Origin of the sequence: Sphingomonas sp. S6 (assembly GCF_043498045.1) — a bacterium.
GTDB lineage: Bacteria > Pseudomonadota > Alphaproteobacteria > Sphingomonadales > Sphingomonadaceae > Sphingomonas.
Genome location: NZ_JBIEOE010000016.1, coordinates 22,403 through 41,110, shown reverse-complemented (window position 1 = coordinate 41,110; position 18,708 = coordinate 22,403). Strand labels below are relative to the sequence as shown.

At 63.1% G+C, this 18,708-nt stretch carries 13 protein-coding genes and 1 pseudogene; 8 read left to right on the top strand and 6 right to left on the bottom strand.

The features are described from left to right. Positions 1–5 precede the first annotated feature (5 nt). Together ACGVWT_RS16605 and ACGVWT_RS16600 are read right to left on the bottom strand one after the other, a co-directional pair. Positions 6–689 (bottom strand): polysaccharide biosynthesis/export family protein, encoded by a 684-nt coding sequence (locus tag ACGVWT_RS16605; RefSeq protein WP_315472128.1) that lies wholly within the window; start codon positions 687–689, stop codon positions 6–8. 62 nt (positions 690–751) lie between these two features. Next, positions 752–1,828 carry an O-antigen ligase family protein gene (locus ACGVWT_RS16600; RefSeq protein WP_394427369.1) on the bottom strand — a complete coding sequence of 359 codons (1,077 nt, stop codon included), beginning with the start codon at positions 1,826–1,828 and terminating at the stop codon, positions 752–754. Between the two features lie 666 nt (positions 1,829–2,494). Between ACGVWT_RS16600 and ACGVWT_RS16595 the strand changes: the two genes are divergently transcribed. Both ACGVWT_RS16595 and ACGVWT_RS16590 read left to right on the top strand, forming a co-directional pair. Next, a complete protein-coding gene (locus ACGVWT_RS16595; protein ID WP_394427366.1) occupies positions 2,495–3,784 on the top strand; it encodes an O-antigen ligase family protein in 1,290 nt (429 codons plus the stop codon). A gap of 50 nt (positions 3,785–3,834) precedes the next feature. Further along, a complete protein-coding gene (locus ACGVWT_RS16590; RefSeq protein WP_394427363.1) occupies positions 3,835–5,322 on the top strand; it encodes a right-handed parallel beta-helix repeat-containing protein in 1,488 nt (495 codons plus the stop codon). Positions 5,323–5,344: 22 nt separating this feature from the next. Here ACGVWT_RS16590 and ACGVWT_RS16585 read toward each other — a convergent pair. Beyond that, positions 5,345–6,034: pseudogene (locus ACGVWT_RS16585) on the bottom strand (IS5 family transposase); the annotation flags it as partial. 185 nt (positions 6,035–6,219) lie between these two features. On the opposite strand from ACGVWT_RS16585, the gene ACGVWT_RS16580 reads away from it, so the two are divergent. Together ACGVWT_RS16580 and ACGVWT_RS16575 are read left to right on the top strand one after the other, a co-directional pair. Further along, positions 6,220–7,254: a tyrosine-type recombinase/integrase gene (locus ACGVWT_RS16580; protein WP_315472088.1), complete on the top strand. Its 1,035-nt coding sequence runs from the start codon at positions 6,220–6,222 to the stop codon at positions 7,252–7,254. A 192-nt stretch (positions 7,255–7,446) separates the two neighbouring features. Continuing rightward, entirely contained in the window at positions 7,447–8,559 is a 1,113-nt protein-coding gene (locus ACGVWT_RS16575; protein ID WP_315472089.1) for a DUF5694 domain-containing protein, read from the top strand. Here ACGVWT_RS16575 and ACGVWT_RS16570 read toward each other — a convergent pair. Beyond that, positions 8,556–8,993 (bottom strand): hypothetical protein, encoded by a 438-nt coding sequence (locus ACGVWT_RS16570; RefSeq protein ID WP_315472090.1) that lies wholly within the window; start codon positions 8,991–8,993, stop codon positions 8,556–8,558. The genes ACGVWT_RS16575 and ACGVWT_RS16570 overlap by 4 nt on opposite strands. 168 nt (positions 8,994–9,161) lie before the next feature. After that, on the bottom strand, positions 9,162–12,590 hold the full coding sequence (locus ACGVWT_RS16565; RefSeq protein ID WP_315472091.1) for a S8 family serine peptidase: 3,429 nt from the start codon (positions 12,588–12,590) through the stop codon (positions 9,162–9,164). Positions 12,591–12,794: 204 nt separating this feature from the next. On the opposite strand from ACGVWT_RS16565, the gene ACGVWT_RS16560 reads away from it, so the two are divergent. Together ACGVWT_RS16560 and ACGVWT_RS16555 are read left to right on the top strand one after the other, a co-directional pair. Next, positions 12,795–13,172, top strand: a complete 378-nt coding sequence (locus ACGVWT_RS16560; protein ID WP_315472092.1) for an antitoxin Xre/MbcA/ParS toxin-binding domain-containing protein — start codon at positions 12,795–12,797, stop codon at positions 13,170–13,172. Further along, complete coding sequence (locus ACGVWT_RS16555) at positions 13,165–13,887, top strand: RES family NAD+ phosphorylase (protein ID WP_394427357.1); 723 nt, start codon at positions 13,165–13,167, stop codon at positions 13,885–13,887. The genes ACGVWT_RS16560 and ACGVWT_RS16555 overlap by 8 nt, the downstream gene beginning before the upstream one ends. A gap of 142 nt (positions 13,888–14,029) precedes the next feature. On the opposite strand, the gene ACGVWT_RS16550 is transcribed toward ACGVWT_RS16555, so the two are convergent. Continuing rightward, positions 14,030–15,196, bottom strand: coding sequence for a PQQ-dependent sugar dehydrogenase (locus tag ACGVWT_RS16550; protein WP_315472094.1), 1,167 nt, complete (start codon positions 15,194–15,196; stop codon positions 14,030–14,032). Between the two features lie 180 nt (positions 15,197–15,376). On the opposite strand from ACGVWT_RS16550, the gene ACGVWT_RS16545 reads away from it, so the two are divergent. Both ACGVWT_RS16545 and ACGVWT_RS16540 read left to right on the top strand, forming a co-directional pair. Then, the gene (locus ACGVWT_RS16545; protein ID WP_315472095.1) at positions 15,377–17,746 is read left to right on the top strand and encodes a TonB-dependent receptor; all 2,370 of its coding nucleotides are present in this window, start codon (positions 15,377–15,379) and stop codon (positions 17,744–17,746) included. A gap of 76 nt (positions 17,747–17,822) precedes the next feature. Beyond that, a complete protein-coding gene (locus ACGVWT_RS16540; RefSeq protein WP_315472096.1) occupies positions 17,823–18,668 on the top strand; it encodes a tyrosine-protein phosphatase in 846 nt (281 codons plus the stop codon). The last annotated feature ends 40 nt before the right edge of the window (positions 18,669–18,708 follow it).

Here is an 18,708-nt window from a genome sequence, read left to right as displayed (position 1 = left end):
AGGGATCACTGCCGATTGATCACGGCGACGAGGGGGGCTGTCAGCAACGCGGCGGTTTGGAAGGCGAGCTGGAACACACGACGTGCCCTGGATTCGCCGACCGAGACCACGTCGTTGGAATAGACTTCTGGATCAGGGTAAACGCCCTGTCGGATTGCACGTAGGTCGTACAAGGCAGCCATATCCTGCTGACCTACTCGCCGGAAGACGACGACGTAGCTGGTATTAGCTGCCTCCGTCAGGCCTTGCGCTCGAGCGATTGCGCCCAGCAATGTCATGCGACTGGTGACGGGAAAGGCGCCGGGCAAGCGAACTTCACCCTCGACGGCAATGCTCTGGTTGATTGTGTCGGCATTGACTTCGACCTGCGGATCTCGAACGTATCGACGCAAGCGATCGGCTATCAATTCGGAAAGCTGCGCCGGCGTCTTGCCAGCCGCTTCCAGCCTGCCCACGAGCGGCAATGATATCTGCCCGCTCGGATCAGTTACAACTGTGCGGCTGAGGTCAGTTACACCAAAGACGACGATGTCGAGTTTGTCGCTTGCTCCAATCACATAAGGACGGGCGCCATAACTGGCTGTTTTTGGGGTGGGCGCGGGAAATTCAGCGCCTGGTACGATTTGCAGGTCGGGACGACCGATTAGGCGATCGCCGCTCGCGCAGCCGGTTAGGGTGATCGCCAACACCGAGCCTAGCCATGACACATTCTTCATATCCGCATAAACCTTCAGGTGCGTCTGGCTGCGCACTAAGCGGAGCGGGCGGCATTGGCAACGTTAGCTCTGTTGTCGAAATCGAAGGCAAGCCATGCTGTTGCCAGCGCCAGGAGTCCGGACAGCCATGGCGTACGTAGCGGATAATCTGTCAGGCTCGAAGCACCGATGGCTAGAACGATAAAACCGCCGGCACGGCCTAAAGTCGCCGCAAACGACGGTGTCTCCCAAAGCCGCCTAATCAGTGCCATCGCTGTCCAAGTTACGAAGCCGATCAGCACAGCGAGTGCAGGAATTCCACCGGTAATCACCAACTCCAGCCAATCATTATGGGCGTGGTTAAAGAACGTGGCATGCAGCAAGGCATCTGGCTCGACCATCCTAAAGACCTGATCGAACGATCCAAAACCACTTCCAGTCACGATCAGATCCTTGCTCATCTGCAGCAAGGTCGGCAACGCGTTGAATCGTTGTTCGGAGGCGGCATCAAACCCTGTCAAACGATCAAGTGACAGCGCTCGCCCCAGCATCAGCATGGTCAAACCGAGCACTATCGGGGCTATAGCGGTAGCAAGCTTAATGGTGCGGCGCATCTTCCGATCGGAAAATACATAATTGATGCCGGTCGATACTGTGTAGAGCATCAGCGGGATGGCAATCAGCATACCGGTGCGCGAACCGGTTGATATGACGGCGGTAAAGGTGATCAACGCGAAGGCTAAGGAACTCCAAGTTATGGGCAGGACATGTCGGCCGCTGAACCGCGGATGTGATATAACTGTTAGCAACGGCAATATGCAGGCGAGGAACACCGCTTGGTGATTGCGATTGGCAAACAGCCCGCTCGGGGTGCCGACATTGCTAACCGCATATAGATAAAATGGGCTGTGTGGGCCACCTGCAACTTGAGCGACCTCAACAACGATACTGCTCGCAGCCACTCCCACGACAACGACGGCAAGCCAACCTTGCTGACGAGCGGTTAAATCGGCGGCCGTGACGAGTAGAGCTGTTGGTACGACCAGGGCGATCAGGCTGTTCAGGGTAAGGTCGGGCGTCAGCGAAATTGGTCGCCAGCCGACATTCTCGCCGATCGATTGGAGTCCCTGCATGATTGCGCCTCTCAAGGGCAACGATGACCAGAGGGGCGGAGGGAGCGGGATCAATTGGAACACTATCCATCCTGCAAAAGCGCTAAGCAGGATTAGTGGCACACGGACCCGCTGCAGGGTGACGGGCGTTGGATGCATCAGAGTGGCGAAAAGCGCCAATGCGGCGAAAGGACGCACATACAGGAGAGAAAGGGTATCCGTGCGGGACGCACCTCCACCCAAAGCGCAAATCACTACCAGTGCGATTGCGACCATGAACCGGTCGAACGGGAGCCGCGACCGTCGACCGGAGGGGTGCCGCGGCAGTATGGCTGAGCCATATCGGGCGGAAGGGGGGGATTCTGGCTGCATTTCGCGTCGCTAGTCAATAATGCGGATAGCGTCCACGCGCTATTGCCGCCTTCCTGAGGCTCTGCTTCGTTTCGACGTCGGATTGAACCGAAACATAAAGAACAGCGTGACCATCCAGAACGCGCCGATCTGCAGATAGTCAATCATTGCGCCGCCTCTTCGTTGTTCGCGGAGGTTAGAGTAATCCGGAATAACGGACAAGGGCTCGCTTCCGAGGATTGAAAATGGCAAGGCACCCTGCGTGCGGCCGTCTGCTCCAGCTGGCCTGCCGGTTTTCCGGGCACGAAAGTGCCCTCGCCTGGGATGCATAGGACGATGCGCTTACAAGATGACGCTCCCGAGCGCTGGGGGGATAATTTCCGTTCGCAGCTGACGCCCAGCCAGAGAGTGCGCCGAAACGAAGCCGTCAACCAAGCGTTGTGGCTTCTGCTTCCCTTCGCATACGCCTGCCTGTTTAGCTATATCCGTAACCTAGGCACCGTGCCGCTACTGATAGCGCTGGGCATGTTGGCCAGCTTCGGTATGGTATATGGGCGGCAGTATTTTCAGAAGCCATTGATGATATTCTCGTGCCTGGCAGTCATATACATTGGTCTGTCTTATCTCGGCATCATGGATCGTGGCATCACCCTAATGTTCTCCCGTGAGGCAATTCCTCAGCAGTCAGCCTATGCTGTTATTATGCCATTCGTTGTCGCAGCTTTTGCTGTATATCACGAAAAAGTAGAAGAGGGAAATGCAGTATTTCTTCGTCTAGAAACAGTGGTATTTATCATAGCGTGCGCAGCAAAACTATACGACTTTATTTATCCAACTGCTTACTATGGACAGGAGGCAGAGAGGCAATTTGCGGGTATTGCGCAGCTGGTAAATACAATGATGATTATGGCATTCATTTTTGTGAGGCGCATACTACAAGTAGAAAATATATCTTGGTTCCTTCGGTTTTTTTGCGCTTTAATTCTTTTAATAACATCATCATCTGCTCAGGCTGGAATTGTATTGTTTTTACTTTTGGTATTAATGATTTTGCCTGAATTGAGATTGAGGATAATATTTTTATTTCTATGTTTTTTTGTTATAGCTCCTATTGTTGGGGCGGCATTTGCCCAAAGCATATGGAGGCTAGATCCTAATACAGGCATCCGGCTGTTTTTTTGGCATGACGCCGTGAAGCGTTGGTGGGAAAGTGGTGGGGTTGGAGTCGGCTTTGGTACGGAAACCATACGGCCTATATATGATCTCAATGCTGCTGATGTGACGATCCTGACAATCGATGACCCAGGATTTATCTATGTCGGATCGCATAACGCATTCGTTGATGCCTTATACAGGATGGGAGTGTTAGGCTTTCTTCTGCTTTCTGGTTTTATACTTCGATTATTCGTTCGGGTTGTGCGTGGATTTCGGGGGAATACAATCTTCGATTGCTGGGTGACCTGTGCGTTGGTGACAAATTTGATGGTCAATGTCGGTTTGGCGAGCATCAATTTGTTTTTCGGATCGGCATTTTTGATTGGTTGGCTAGTGTATCGTATCACACAAGCCGATGCGGGGAATGATGCGGCCTTCATTCCGAGGGCGCAAAGCGGGGCCTGTCGATGAATATGGAGGCTGATGGGGCAGGGCCGTCTGAAATGACACGGCGTATGGTCATGCAGGGCGGGCTGCTGACAGTCCTCTCAAATCCCAAAGAGTTCGGAACCGAGCGAGTCCAGACAATAGGCTTATTCCCAGGCGCTGATCCCATAGACGTGCCGGAGAATATCAGTCGCGTGGCCACTGTGGGATTTACTGTTCCTGGAAGAGGAGGCGCCTATTATGTTGCGGATTCTGCCATGCGCGAGGCTGACTGTAGGGAAAGGCGGCTGAGTACCTTTCGAGCCAAAGATGGAAGATTTTTTAGGCTGGAAATTTCCGGACCTATTAATCTGGAAGTGCTCGGGCTGCGAATTGGAATGGCTGGGCGCTTTGCCAAGGCTAATGCTGCGGCACTTCGTGAGGCACTGATACTGTCCAAGACAATCTATTTTCCTGCGGGTGAGATTGATCTCAGATTGCCGGGGGGATTCTTGCTGCCGTCTTGTGACGGCATGACGATTGCAGGGCAGGGCTGGCAAACCCGTATCGTTGGGTATGGAAACATTTTCAGTATTCCGTCTCTTTCCGATCTAAAGATCGAAAATATGTGGATTGTTCAAACTACAAATGATGGTCCTGCGATACAGTCGTATCACGAAAATATAAGAAATCTAAAACTTATTAAGTTGAAGATAACTATTGTCGATAGTGCAAAATGTAGAAATAATAGCATATTAATTGTCTTGGATAAGAGTGCTGCGAAATATGGAAGTGCGGGTCTAAATGGTTTTATAGTCGAAGATTGTTATCTTGTATCCGGCAGAATGGGAATCGAAATTCAAAATCACGGAGATGGGGAGCGTTGTTATCGTTATCAAAACATCCATATAAAAAACTCGACGTTCTGTGGACTTCCTGTGGATAATGGGATGGGTGTTTCTTTATCTGGGTGGGGAGATAACTGTCTTGTCGAGGGAAACAAATTTATAGGATGCCGTGGTCCAAATATAGAAATTGTTGGGGCTGACCGAACAACGATTAAGGATAATTATTTTCTTGGTGAATCAAGAAATCTAGGCGCGCCTATATCGATCTCAAATTTTCGCGTAGCCCGACAGTGTCGGATTACTGGAAATAAATCCAACGGTAAGTCCGCTGTTGGGTTTTTTATAGAGGCGGTTGATGGAGCTTATATTGCAAATAATACAATGAAAACCTATGGAAGCTTTATTATAAAGGGAAAGAACATTGTTGTTTATAAAAATTGCCTTGTCGGGATGGGTAGTGCCCAGGTGGTTCAGATAGATCATGGGCAAGGGGTTTCGATTAAGGAGAATGTGATCGTCTCTAAGGATGCGAAACTAGATAAGAGGCCACTGATTGCAATATTTAATGGCGCCAGAGACTGTGTAATAGATAATAATATTATGTATAACGAGTATATCGATGACTCGGCAAAAGATCTATGGGTTAAAACAGTAAATCGCGAAGATAGCGCGAGAGTATATGGTAATATTATGTATGGCAGAGGTGGAAAACGTTTATCCCATAGTGTGCAATAAGTTTTAAACTCGGCTGCAGTCGGAAAGCGATTGCAGATCTGATGGAAACAATTGGTAGAAAGTTGCGGCAAGTTTGTCTTAATGGGGGCCATGTGGTGGGAGTCTTTGAAGCGGAACAAGGCGTGCTCGATCAAGTGTCGGCCGCAGTATCCGTCTTTGTCGTAGCGGATGGTACGTTTGTGGTTTCGTCGCCCGGGAATGACAGGAACGGCTCCGGCGTTACGTAGAAACGACGCACCCGATCGGCATCGTAGCCTTTATCGGCAAGGCGGTAACGCATTCGGCCAGTCCGTTCGAGAAGCGCGAACGCTGCCTTCGCGTCGTTGACATTACCGCCATCAGCGTCAGCACATAGGAGAGGCCGATCGTGTCGGTGGGAGCGTGGATTTTGGTTGTCGATCCGCCGCGCGAGCGACCGATCGCCTGGATCTGGCGCCTCCCTTTCCGCCGGAGGCCGCACTTTGCGCTTTGCCGTAGGCGCCGTCGATCACGGCACTCTTCGTAACCACGCTGGCATCTACCAGCATGTAGAGCAGCCTGAGCCAGAAGTCACGGCGCGGCCAGCGGTTGAACCGATTGTAGATCGTCGTGGATGGCCCGTAATTGGCCGGGCAGTCGCACTAGCGATTCAGCACATGCACGATACCAAGGACCATCCGCGGTCGCCTACCCGCTGCACGCCAAGCTGGTTCTGCGGCAGATGCGGCTTGATCGCCGCCCACGCTGACGGTCCCCCCGTTTCTCATCTGGATGTGATGCGAGGTTTCGGTCTCTATGACGTCTCTGGTCCCGTTTGGATGAGGACTGGACTTACGTCACAAATCATGCAGATCTGCCCGATAACTAAGATTCCCGGGCACAGCGCTAGCCCGTACAGATCAATCCTGTCATAGCCGGATGATGGCGCGCCAACGTCTCATTCCCGATGCGATCATCCCTGCCGTCGGTGACGACGGGCAGGCGCAGGCGTTGGCCGTGGCCCTCCAGCCGGCGCTGCCGGCGATCCTTGATGCTAAGATCGAGCGGGCCGCGGCCTACGCGAAGGCTGCGCGGTCATCGGCGACGCGGCGGGCGTATGAGTCCGATTGGGCGATTTTTATTGCTTGGTGCGATGCGCATAGCTTGGCGGCGTTGCCGGCGTCGCCCGATGTCGTGGCGGTATTCGCGAGCGATCAGGCCACGGCGGGACTTAATCCAGCCACGATCAACCGGCGTGTCGCGGCGATCGGGCATCATCATCGTGCCGCAGGCTATCCCGCGCCGACCGCCTTGCCGACGGCGGGGCGGCTCGCCGAGGTGCTGGCCGGGATCCGCGCCGAGCATGGCGGGGCGAAGCGCCGCAAGGCGCCCGCTGATGCTGCGGCGTTGCGGAACATGTTGGCCGCGATCGAGGGGGATGGGCTGCGCGCAACCCGGGATCGGGCGATCCTGGCGATCGGGATGGCGGCGGCCCTGCGGCGGTCGGAGATCGTGGCGCTGGAGGTGGGGCATGTCGGGATCGTGCCGGAGGGCCTGAGGCTGATGATCGCGCGGTCGAAGACCGATCGGGCCGGCGAGGGCGCAGTGATCGCGATCCCCGAGGGCACGCGGATCCGACCCAAGGCGTTGCTGCTCGCCTGGATGGCGGCGGCCGGGCATGCCGAGGGGCCACTGTTCCGACGGCTGACGCGCAAGGATGCGCTGACGCCGGCGCCGATGTCCGACCGGGCGATCGCGCGGCTGGTACAGACGCATGCCGCCGCGGCGGGATACGATCCGACGCTATTCGGGGGGCATTCCTTGCGCGCAGGCTTCATCACCGAAGGCGCGGCGCAAGGCGCGACGATCTTCAAGTTGCAGGAGGTCAGCCGGCATAAATCGGTGCAGGTCCTGTCCGAGTACGTGCGCAACGCCGACCTGTTCAAGGATCATGCGGGCCAGCGTTTCCTGTAGGCAGCCCGCTTCGCATCTGTGCGACACGACGATGGGGGCTGAAAGGGATGGCAGGATATGCCTCGTGGCACCAATGTATACATTAGCCCAAGAGGCGCCGCTGGCGCGGAGCGAACCGGGTCGTGAATGGCAGTGTTTTACTGCATCAAACCACTCGTGTTAGGCCGGTAACGGCATCGGGTGGGGGGTGACATGACGACACGGTTCGTACGCTGTTTGTTGATGGCAGGTGCGCTGCTGACGACGCTGGCCGCCCAGGCGCAGGACTATCATCCCGCCTTCCACCCCGAGACGCTGAAGGGACCGCCCGCCGGCAAGCCCAACACCGTGCTCGTGCTCGGCACACCACACCTGTCGGGGCTGCCCGATGCCTACGGCCCGGGCGTCATCGAGCCATTGCTGGTGCCGCTGCTCGATCGGCTCGCTGCATGGAAGCCGACCGCGATCGCCACCGAGGATTTGTCGGGGCTGCAATGTGATGCGATGCGCCGCTACCCTTATCGCTATGCCGAGACGGTGAAGATCTATTGCGCCGATCCCGTGGCGGCAGGCCGCACGACGGGGCTGGACGTGCCGGCCGCCAATGCCGAGGCCGAGCGGCTCCTCCTCGCCTGGCCCGCGTCACCGACGCCGGCACAGCGCCGCCATCTTGCCGCGGTGTTCCTGGCGGCGGGCGAGCGGTATTCGGCGTTGGTGCAGTGGCTGCGCTTGCCCGTGGCCGAGCGCCATGCCGGGGATAGCCTCGACGCCGCCCTCGCAGCGAGCCTCGACGCGTTGCAGCGCCGGCGCAACGAAAGCGGAATGATCGCCGCGACGCTCGCGGCGCGGCTGGGGCTGGAACGGCTGTGGAGCGTCGATGATCACACCGCCGACACGCCCGACGATCCCGATCCCGCGGTAGGCAAGGCCTATGAGGCGGCGATCGCCAAGGCGTGGGACAATCCGGCGAGTGCCGCGCGCCGCGCGGAGGATGCGCAGTTGCAGGCCGGCCTCGCCCGTCCTGGCGGCATGCTGGCGCTGTACCGCGCGATCAACGCGCCGGGCGCCGCGGATCGGGTGTACCGATCGGACTTCGGCGCGGCGCTGACCGAGCGGTCGCTGCAGGGCTTCGGGCGCTCTTACGTCGGCTATTGGGAGACGCGGAACCTGCGCATGGTCGCCAACATCCGCGATGTGCTGGGCCGCTATCCGGGCGCGCGGATGCTCGCGATCGTCGGCACCTCGCACAAGGGCTATTACGAGGCGTATCTCGACCAGATGCACGATGTGCGGCTGGCGGATGTGGAGGCGGTGCTGAAGCCCTAGCGCGGGATCAGGCGCAGGCGCGACGCTGGGCGGATCAGGTGTCCCCAGCGCGGGGCGCTCGCGCCGGTAAGCGTGTCGGCGAGGCGGGTGCGGGCCGCGGGGGAGAGGCGTGTCCATGTCGCGCGTTCACGCGGCGAGAGCGCGTAGAGCCGCCAGCCGCGGTTGCTCATGCAGGTTTCGACGGGGTCGCCGGTCGAGGTGGCGGCGGGTGGGAGGTCCGGCGCGGCGCCGATCGGGGGCGTGAGCCGGCGGTCCTTGACCACCGCCGGGCCGATGTCCGCCATCGGTTGGGTGGCGATCGCGAGGCAGCGGGCGAGGTCGGCGTCGCGGGTCGCGACGCTGGCGCCGGGGCGGTTGTAGAAGCGCTCCGGTAGTGTCGTCGACAGGGGGACGGACTGGGCCAGTACGAGGGCGGTGAGCAGGATCGCGGGCATGGGGCGTTTCTTTCAGCCATGGGTCTTGGGCCGGGGTGACGAAGGATGTGGGGTGGGTGGCGCGCGTGCATCGGCTGGTGGTGCCGGTCCGCGGCTGAACCCTCCCCAAACGACAAAGGGCGGCGGATCCGTCGACCCGCCGCCCCCGTCATGCCGTGTCGCGCTCGATCAGAACGACAGCTTCAGGCCGCCGCGATAGGCCTGGTTGCGCACGTCGCTACGTTCGAAGGTCGTGTCGGCCGACAGCGACAGCGTCGCATTGCCGGTGCGGTAGGAGAGGCCCGCCGACACTTCGCCCCAGTCGCGGTCCTGGTTCGCGACCGCGAACGGCGTGCGCAGCGGAGTGCCGCCGGCGAAGCCCGCCAAGAACACGTTCGAGCGGTCCTGGAAATCGTGGACGTAATAGGCCGAGGCGAACGGGCGCAGGCCCTGCGCATTGCCGTCGAGCTGCAGGCCGGCGCGGGCCTGGATGCTGCGATAGCTGTCCTTCGACGTGGCGAGCGCCGGGCCGGTGCCGGTTTCCGCGGTCGGCGTGAAGTCGATGCGGTTGGTGCGCACCGCGACGCGCGGGCCGAAGCGCAGCGCCTCGCTGCCGGCATTGTAGGTCGCGCCGATTTCGCTCGACAGCGCCAGCGCGTTGTCGCGAGCGCGCAGGTCGAAGGCGGTGCCCAGGAACGTGCCGGTGCGGCGGGTGCGCGACTGATAGACGCCCGCGCTGGTCTGCACGTCGAGCGATGGGCCGAGCGAGCCACCGATGCGGCCGTACAGCGTGCCCTGGATCAGCTCGCCGCGCGCGGTCTGGCCGGCGTTCGGCTTGCCGTCGATCTTGGTGTAGGAGAAGCCGAAGCCCAGCATGCTGGTGTCGTCGACCTTTGCCTCGATCCCCGCCGCGACGTAGAAGCCGTCGAACCGGTCACGCCCGGTCTGCGGCACCGTACCCGGCATCGATGCGCTGGACCCGTCGAGATAGCCACCCGCCAGGTAGACCGCGGCGTTTTCAGGCAGGACGTTTTCCTGCAGCGTCGTCGCCGGCGTGTCGCTGACCATCGCGGCCTGGCCCGGCATCGCGATCTCGTTGGCGGCGAATTCCATCGGCTTGCCGATCATCGCGATCGAACCGCCCTGGAACGTCTCGGGCGCCATCGCCGAGATGCGCTCGCGATAGAAGCGCGCCATATTGTCGGTCGCGACGGTGCCGATCGCGCGCTTGGTCGTCTCGGCGCGCGGCGCCAGGCTTTCCAGCGTCGCCTGGATCGTCGATGCCGACTGGAGGTCGAGGCCGCCGTAGATGCCGAACAGCGAATTGTACGCGGCCGACCGGTTGCCATCGAGCAGGCGGGCATAGGCCATCTGCACCGGCGTGTTGGCGACGACGCTGGTGTACGGGCGCGCCGCGACGCTCGCGGTGACCGCGGTCGAGCTATAGCTGAGCAGCGGGTACAGGATCGCGCTGAACGACGTGGTGTCGCCGAACGTGCCGGTGACGCCGTTGCTGGCGGTCAGAATCGTATAGCTGTCGCCGAAGCGCGGATCGCGTGCGGTCGGCCGCAGCGTCACCGTGCCGCCGCTCAGCACCGCGCGGTTGGTGGCGATCAGGTCCGACGTGCCGGGCAGGCCGACGTCGACCAGATACTGGCTGCCCGCCGCGAAGGTGGTGGTGCCCGCGACGGTGAGCATGCCGATCGCGCCGACGTTGCCCGGCGCGACGATGCCGCCGCTCGCTGCGGTCAGCGAGGCGAGGCTGCCGGTGCCGCCGATGGTGCCGCCTCCGGTCGCGGTCAGCGCCGAGCGGGTCAGCGCGCCGTTGACGGTCAGCGTGCCCTGTTCGACACGGGTCGCGCCGCTGTAGCTGTTGCTGCCCGTCAGGATCAGCTCACCCCCGCCGCGCTTGGTGAGGCCGCCGATGTCAGCGGGGAAGCTCGCCAGCACTTCGGCCGAATAGCGGTCGCGCGCGTCCTGGATGTTGTTGCTCCAGATGTCGACGCCGCCCGTCGCCACATTGACCTCGCGCGTCTGGCGCAAGGCGGTGGGGCCGGCCAGCGCGACGTCCATCTGCGGCGCGCCCCAGCCCGACTTCAGGTCGACGCCCGGTGTGTCGAGATCCTTCGAGCTCGAGACGAGGATGTCGGAGATGAGGCCGGTGTTGTAGTTCGGGAAGCGGCTCATCAGCACGGCCGCGAAGCCCGACACGTTGGGCGCCGCCATCGACGTGCCGGTCAGCACGCCATAGCCCGGGCCGGTGATGGTCAGGTATTGCTTCATGTCGGCCTGCAGCTGCGCATTGGCCTTGGTCAGCACGAGCTTCGAGAAATCGACGCCGAGGATGTCGGTGTTGGCCGAGACGATGCCGGCGATGCGGCTGGTGTAGCCGTCGGGATCGGCGCTGGTGAAGCGCGCGCCATAGGCGAGCGTGATGCCGACCGCCTGCTGCGCGAGGAAGGTGCTCTCCGCATCCAGGTCGAACTTCGTGCCGGCCTGCTGCGCGGCGAACTGGCGGTTGAGATAGCCGTTGAGGACGTTGATCCAGGCGTTGATCGCCGCATTCTGCAGCGCGCTCAGCGTCGCGGCGCTGTAGATCGTCGGATACATGGCGCGCGTGTATTTGGCCTGGATCCCGGCGCGATCGAGCGTCGTGACGTTGAAGGTCGAGACGATCTGGCTGCCCGGCGCGGCGACGCACCAGGTCGCGGTCTGGCCGCACAGGCTGGAGCTGGGATCGGCATTGCCGCTGGCCTGGTAATTGACCACCGACAACCAGTTCGAACGCAGGCGCAGGTCGTTGAGCGGCGTCACCGCGTCGAGGCTGGCATGTGCGCCCGCGTCGTTACCGGCCGAGAAGACGACGAGCACGTCGTTCTTGAGGACGGGGTCGTAGAAGCCGTTGAGGGTCTGCGCGAAGGTCGACCGCGCCTGCGCCAGCGACAGCGTGTAGGGCGCCGAGGTGCTGACGCCCCAGCTGTTGTTGATGATGCGCACCTTGCCGGTGTTGGCGAGGTCGACGATGTTCTGGCGCGGTGCCGAGACCGTCGTCGATCCGTCGATACCGACGTCGCGCGCCCACAGGAAGTCGCCGGCAGAGAAGTTGATCGTCGCGGCCAGGATGTTGGCGCCATAGGCGTTGCCGAACATCACGCCGTTGGTGGCGCGGTTGCCCGCAACGGTGCCGGCGACGTGCGTGCCATGGTAGCTCCAGGGCGTACGCGGATTGATCTGGCCGTCGTTGCCATAGCCGGACGGGGCCGCGGTGCGCAGGCCGGTGATCTTGCCGGCGCCGGAGAAGGAGGGATGGCTGAACAGCACGCCGCCATCGTTGACGCCGACCGTCTGCCCGGCGCCGTTGAGGCCCAGGACATAGGCATATTCCATGCCCATGAAGGCCTTCGAATAATCGACCTTGAACTGCGCGTCGTTGCGCCACGAGGCGAGCGCGGCGTTATAGTCGGTCGTGCGCGTGCCGTTGGCCATATAATAGCCGCCCGACGGCGGAGGCGGCGGAGTGCGGGTCTGCGCGGTGGCCGGCAGCGCGGTGAGCACCGTCCCCAGAGCCAGCGCGGACAACGCCAAACGCAACGACGCACGATACGACTTCACGGCCATGTAGATTCCCCCGGATCGGACGCTGCGGCGTCCGTCTTATGTCGGTGACACTCTTGTCATTTTGCCAAGCATGGCAATGGGCTTGCCGGTACGGCGCACAGGTTTTGCGCCATGGTGGCATTATCGCCACAGCTGACATATCCGCATGGTGCTTCTTTTCCTGTGAACGAATTTGCCTTATATCGTTCCGGAGGAGATATGACGATGGCGACCGCCCTTCCCTCTCGCGATCCTGATGCGCCGCGTGTGCTGAGCGAGGCGATCGCGCGGATCGCGACGTTCTGGCAGCTGTCGAATACGCGGCTGGGGGCGATCCTCGGCCTGTCGGCGCCGACCGTGTCGCGGCTGCGTGGCGGCAGCTATCGGCTGGAGGCGGGGAGCAAGCCGTTCGAGCTGGCGCAGCACCTGCTCCGCCTGTTCCGCTCGCTCGACAGCTGGCTGGGGCAGGACGACGAGGCGGCGCGATCGTGGCTGGCGACACCGAACCTCGATCTGGGCGCGGCGCCGCTCGAGCTGATCGCGAGCGTGCGCGGGCTGCTGCGCACCAGCGACTATGTCGACGCGCTGCGTGCACGTGTCTGAGGATTTGGACGCGGGGTATCTCGCCGATCACGCCCGCCCCTATCGCGGGCGGGTGATCCGTATGGTCGAGGCGCAGCACCGTATCGCCACCAACCGCCTTGCGGACGATGGCGAGGCGCAGGCGCTGCTCGAGGCATTGGCCGATGACGTCAAGCCGGCGCTGCCGCCCGCCGCGCAGCGCCTGCCCTGGCTGCTCGCCGCGCCGTTCCGTTATGGCCTGGGGCGGCCGTCACGGTTCCGAGCTGCCGACGTGCTGCCCGGCATCTTCTACGCGGCGGAGGATATCGCGACCGCGGTTGCCGAGACGGCATACTGGCGGCTCGTCGCCTTCGCCCGCTCGCCGGGTTTTCGCCGGCCGCGCACGCCGACGCCGATGTCGGCCTTCGCCGTCCATGTCGCGAGCGAGTCTGCGCTCGACCTGACGCAGGCGCCGTTCGACATACCTGCGGGCCGCTGGACGCATCCGGTCGATTATGCGGCGACGCAGGCACTCGCCGCAGCCGCGCGGGTCGCCGGCATCGGGGCACTGTGGGCGCCGTCCGCGCGGGCACGGGGCGGGATCAACGTCGCGGTGCTCGACCCCGCCGCTCTGGTGCCGCCCCCTGCCCCGCATTCGAGCTGGGCGTTCCTCGCCACGCACGACGGCCTGATCGCGACGCGCGAGATGCGCCCCGAGGCGCTGCGCTTCACTGCTGCGGGGTTCGGCATTAGTTGACATGTCGGGGTGTCGACATGTCGGCGTGGCGATCGATTGCCCAGGCCGTCGCCCCAGCGAAGGCTGGGGCCTATTGCGGCTCTTGAACCGCGCTACAACCGGGAGATCCCAGCCTTCGCTGGGATGACGATCCCGCCCGGTCCTACCGCGGCGTCAGCTCCACCAGCGCACCGTTGTCGCCGTCGCGCAGCACCCAGAGCGAGCCGTTCGGGCCTTCCTCCACCTCGCGCGTGCGGGACCCCAAGCCGATGCGGGCGACCTCGCGCGCGGTGTCGCCGGTGACGCGGACGCGGACCAGGCCCTGTTGCGCGAGGCCGGCGAGCAGGAAGTCGCCGGTCCAGCCTGCGAATGCGCTTCCGCGATACTGGATCATCCCGCCCGGCGCGATTACCGGCGTCCAGCTGACCAGCGGTGCAGTATAAGCGGTGTTGGTGCTGTGGCGCGGGATGGGCGTGCCATCGTAATTGTCGCCCTCCGACACCTTGGGCCAGCCATAGTTCTTGCCCGCCTGGATCAGGTTGAACTCGTCGCCGCCCGCCGGCCCCATTTCGGATTCGAACAACCGCCCGTCGCTGGCGAAGACGAGGCCGTAGGGGTTGCGGTGGCCGAGCGTCCAGATCTCCGGCTTCGGACCCGAAGCGAAGGGATTGCCCGACGCGGCGCTGCCGTCGAGGTTGATCCGCACGATCTTGCCGAGCGTGCCCGCCGGGTCCTGCGCGGGGGTGAATTGCTGGCGCTCGCCGGTGCTGACGAACATCGTGCGCCCGTCGGGCGCAAAGGCGATCCGCCCGCCCAATTGCCCGCCGGTCGTCGCCGGCGTCGCGCGCCACACCACCGTCACGTCGTCGAGCCGCGGCGTGCTGCCGGACACCAACGTCGCGCGCGCGACGGCGAGCTGCTGCCCGCCGGTCGCCGGTTCGGCATAGGTCAGCCAGATCCGCGCATTGTTCGCGAAGCCGGGGTCGAGCACGACGTCCTGCAACCCCAATTGCCCCGAATAGGTGACGCGCGGCACGCCCGACACCTGCGTCTTGGCGCCGGCTTGCGTAACGAGCAGCAACCGTCCCGGCTTTTCGGTGACGAGCGCACGCCCGTCGGGCAGAAACGTCATCGCCCAGGGATTGTCGAAGCTGGCGACGACGCGCTGGTTCACGGCCGTCACGGTGGGTGTCGGCGTCGGCGTGGCGGTCGCGGTGGGTGTCGGGGTCGGCGTGGGCGCGCTGCCGCTCTGCCCGCCGTTGCCGCCATCCTCGCCGCAGCCCAGCACCAGCGCGGCAAGCGCGACCGGCAACAGATGATATGTCCGCATGGGGTTCGTATCCTCTCCCGCGTCCCTGCCCTTTCCAAACGCATGGACCCCCACGGGGGTGCCCGGCCTGCGGTGAAGCGAGGCCATGGTCGGCCCGGTGTCTTCGTTCTGTTTCCAAAATGTAACTCAGTCGTCTTCGGACATGTCTAGCGCGCCGCCCGACGAACACGGGGGGACATCATGGTATTGCGTACGAATATGTTGTTGCGGTCGGCTGCGGCGGTCGCACTGATCGGCATGGGCGCCGGGACGGCCTGGGGGCAGACGGCCGGTAGCGCCGCGGCGGGCGCAGCGCCGACGATCACTGCGGAAGACGACCAGTCGGGCGGCCTCGCCGACATCGTCGTCACTGCGCAGAAGCGCAAGACGAACCTGCAGGACACGCCGATCGCGATTTCGGTGCTCGACGACAGCGCGCTGCGCAACCGTCACGTCCAGTCGCTGGTCGACCTGCAGGACGGCGCGATCCCGTCCTTGCGCGTCGCGCCCTTCTATTCGCGCAATTCGGCGCTGATCGTAAACATCCGCGGCGTCGGCGTCTTGAGCGACAGCAACCAGCCCGCGCGCGACCAGGGCGTCGGCGTCTATATCGACGGCGTGTATCTGGGCCGCGCGCAGGGCCTGGGCACCGCGCTGTACGACGTACAGAGCATCGAAGTGCTGAAAGGTCCGCAGGGAACGCTGTTCGGCCGCAACACCGAAGGCGGCGCGCTCAACATCGTCACCAAGAAGCCGACCGGGGAATTCGGCTTCAACGGCACCGCCGGCATCGGCAATTACGGCAGCTACAAGGGCGAGGCGCATCTCGACCTGCCCGCGTTCGCCAATGTCGCGGTGAAGCTGGACGGCATCGTCACCAGCCGCGGCGGGCTGGTCAAGAATCCGATGTCGGGCCAGGCGGACTTCAACGCCTTCGACCGCCGCGGCTTCCATGGCGAGGCATTGTGGAAGCCGGTGACGGGCTTCAGCGCAAACTATGCGTTCGACACGTCGTATGACGCCTCGACGCCGCTCTACCTCCAGTCGATCACCGCCGGCACGCTGCCGCGCGCCCCCGCCCAGCCGTTGCAGCCGACCCGCGTCGGCACCGCCAACGTCGGCGTTCCGCAGCAGCCCAGCATCGGCAAGACGCACGGCCATCGCCTGACGCTCGACTGGCAGGCGATGCCGGGCCTCGAGCTGAAGTCGATCACCGCCTATCGCGCGATGACGCAGTCGCAGTTCGACAATGGCAGCGCCAACACCTCGGTCTACGCGCCGAACGGCGCCTTCGCGCGCTACAGCCTCGCCTATTTCAAGCAGCACCAGTTCAGCCAGGAGGTGCAGGCGATCGGCGAGACGGCGCAGCTCCATTACCTCGCCGGCGCGCTCTATTATCGCGAGAAGGTGGAGGACAATGCGCAGGCGTTCAACACGATGCGCTGGAACGCCGACGGCACGGCCGCGAGTGTGATCCCGCTCGTCATCGCCGACCAGCGCATCGACCGCGCGAGCCACGTGACCACCGAAAGCGTCGGCGTGTTCGGCCAGGCGACCTGGACCCCGGATTTCGCCGAGGACCGGCTGCATCTGACGGGCGGCGCGCGCTGGACGCGCGATGCCAAGCATGGCGAATTGTTCATCGTCAACGGCGCGCTGCCGAGCGTCAACGGCGTGTCGGCACCGCGCGCCCTCGATGCGCATTGGTCGCGCATCGACCCGATGGTGACGCTGGCCGCTGATTTGACGCGCGACGTCCACGTCTATGGCAAGTGGAGCACCGGCTATAAGTCGGGCGGCGCCAATTCGCGCTCGCTCACCTATGCGCCGTTCAATCCGGAAACCGTGTCGATGTTCGAAGCCGGCGCGAAGATGGAATTCTGGGATCGGCGGGCGCGCTTCAACGTCGCCGCCTATGTCGGCGATTATAAGGACATCCAGATCGATTTCAGCGCCAATTACCAGCAATATGTCACCAATGACAAAGGCGAGCGGGTGCTGCTCAACACCACGCGCACCACGACCGAGACGACCAATGCCCCCGGCACCGGCCGCCTGAAGGGCTGGGAGGGCGACTTCACGCTGCTGCCCGTCACCGGCCTGACGCTGACCGCCAGCTACGCCTTCACCTATGTCCACATCCCGCCGACGTCGAACCCCTTCCCGCAGACCAGCGGCGTGGTGGTGACGACGCCGATCCGCATCTATCCGGTCTATACCCCGCGCAATGCGGCGAGCGGCGCGATCGATTACGAACTGCCGCTGACCGGCACGACGTTCCGCGCGCACCTCGACGGCAATTACGACGACGGCTTCTACGTCAATTACAACGATCCACAGACGGGGGTGCGCCAGCCCAAGGGGGACGGTGCCTTCGTCGTCAACGGCCGCCTGGCGCTGACCGACATCCGGCTGAACGGCACCGGCGCGACGCTGGGCGTGTCGATCTGGGCGCGCAACCTCTTCAACGAACAGCATCTGTTCTTCCGGGCGCTGAGCCCGCTGCTCGGCACCTATGGCTTCTTCAACGAAGCGCGGACGCTGGGCGCCGAAGTGAACGTGCGGTTCTGATGCCGCCCCGTGCTCCCGCGAGGTGCGGGAGCACGGGCGCCCCATGTCCCGTTCGTCTCCTTTTGAAGGACGATCCATGCGCCATTTCGCCCTCCTCCTCGCGCTGACGCCCGCCCTCGCCATTGCGCGGCAGGCCCCCGCCCCCGTTGCGCCCCAGGTGCCGCACGAACGCGTCGTGCCGTTGCAGGGCGGGCAGAATTTCCGCGATCTCGGCGGCTATCGCACCGCGGACGGGCGAACGGTGAAATGGGGGCTGCTGTATCGCTCGGGTGCGATGAACGCGCTGACCCCGGCGGACTTTGCGGCGCTGGCCAAGCGCGGCCTCGTCACCGTCTGCGACCTGCGCGACACGCGCGAGCGCGCCAAGGCACCGGTCGCCTGGCCCGAGGCGCATAAGCCCGCGGTCTTCGCCGACGATTACGACATGACCGGCGACATGCGTGCCCTCGCCGACCCCAAGCTCGACGGTGCCAAGGCCCGCAGCATCATGACGCACACCTATGCGGAGCTGCCCTTCCGCTTCGCCGGCGCCTATCGCCGCATGTTCGCCGAGCTCGCCGCGGGCCACGCACCGCTCGCGTTCAACTGTTCGGCGGGCAAGGACCGCACCGGCGTCGCCGCGGCGCTGCTGCTCACCGTGCTGGGCGTGCCGCGCGCGACCGTGATGCAGGATTATGTGCTCTCCAACCGCTATTTCGATCCCGCGCGCGCCGCCCGCCAGGATCCGAACGCGGCCGCCTGGACGAAAGCCCTGCCCGCCGACGTGGTAAAGGCGCTGATGGGCGTCGACCCCGCCTATCTCGACGCCGCCTTCGCCGCGATCGCCGCCAAGCCCGGCGGCATGGCGGCCTATCAACGCGATCAGCTGGGCCTCGACGCCGCGACGATCCGCCGTCTGCGCGCGATGTACCTGACGCGGTGAGGACGGGTGTCACGATAGCGTAACGCTGTCTGCATCCTCA

What these genes read in the sequence shown, in the direction of transcription:
- ACGVWT_RS16570 (WP_315472090.1), bottom strand. Translation starts at nt 8,993, where the DNA reads ATGCCCGCGATCCTGCTCACCGCCCTCGTACTGGCCCAGTCCGTCCCC.
- ACGVWT_RS16550 (WP_315472094.1), bottom strand. Translation starts at nt 15,196, where the DNA reads ATGCGGACATATCATCTGTTGCCGGTCGCGCTTGCCGCGCTGGTGCTG.
- ACGVWT_RS16540 (WP_315472096.1), top strand. Translation starts at nt 17,823, where the DNA reads ATGCGCCATTTCGCCCTCCTCCTCGCGCTGACGCCCGCCCTCGCCATT.
- ACGVWT_RS16565 (WP_315472091.1), bottom strand. Translation starts at nt 12,590, where the DNA reads ATGGCCGTGAAGTCGTATCGTGCGTCGTTGCGTTTGGCGTTGTCCGCG.
- ACGVWT_RS16545 (WP_315472095.1), top strand. Translation starts at nt 15,377, where the DNA reads ATGGTATTGCGTACGAATATGTTGTTGCGGTCGGCTGCGGCGGTCGCA.
- ACGVWT_RS16600 (WP_394427369.1), bottom strand. Translation starts at nt 1,828, where the DNA reads ATGCAGGGACTCCAATCGATCGGCGAGAATGTCGGCTGGCGACCAATT.
- ACGVWT_RS16590 (WP_394427363.1), top strand. Translation starts at nt 3,835, where the DNA reads ATGCAGGGCGGGCTGCTGACAGTCCTCTCAAATCCCAAAGAGTTCGGA.
- ACGVWT_RS16595 (WP_394427366.1), top strand. Translation starts at nt 2,495, where the DNA reads ATGCGCTTACAAGATGACGCTCCCGAGCGCTGGGGGGATAATTTCCGT.
- ACGVWT_RS16575 (WP_315472089.1), top strand. Translation starts at nt 7,447, where the DNA reads ATGACGACACGGTTCGTACGCTGTTTGTTGATGGCAGGTGCGCTGCTG.
- ACGVWT_RS16580 (WP_315472088.1), top strand. Translation starts at nt 6,220, where the DNA reads ATGATGGCGCGCCAACGTCTCATTCCCGATGCGATCATCCCTGCCGTC.
- ACGVWT_RS16560 (WP_315472092.1), top strand. Translation starts at nt 12,795, where the DNA reads ATGGCGACCGCCCTTCCCTCTCGCGATCCTGATGCGCCGCGTGTGCTG.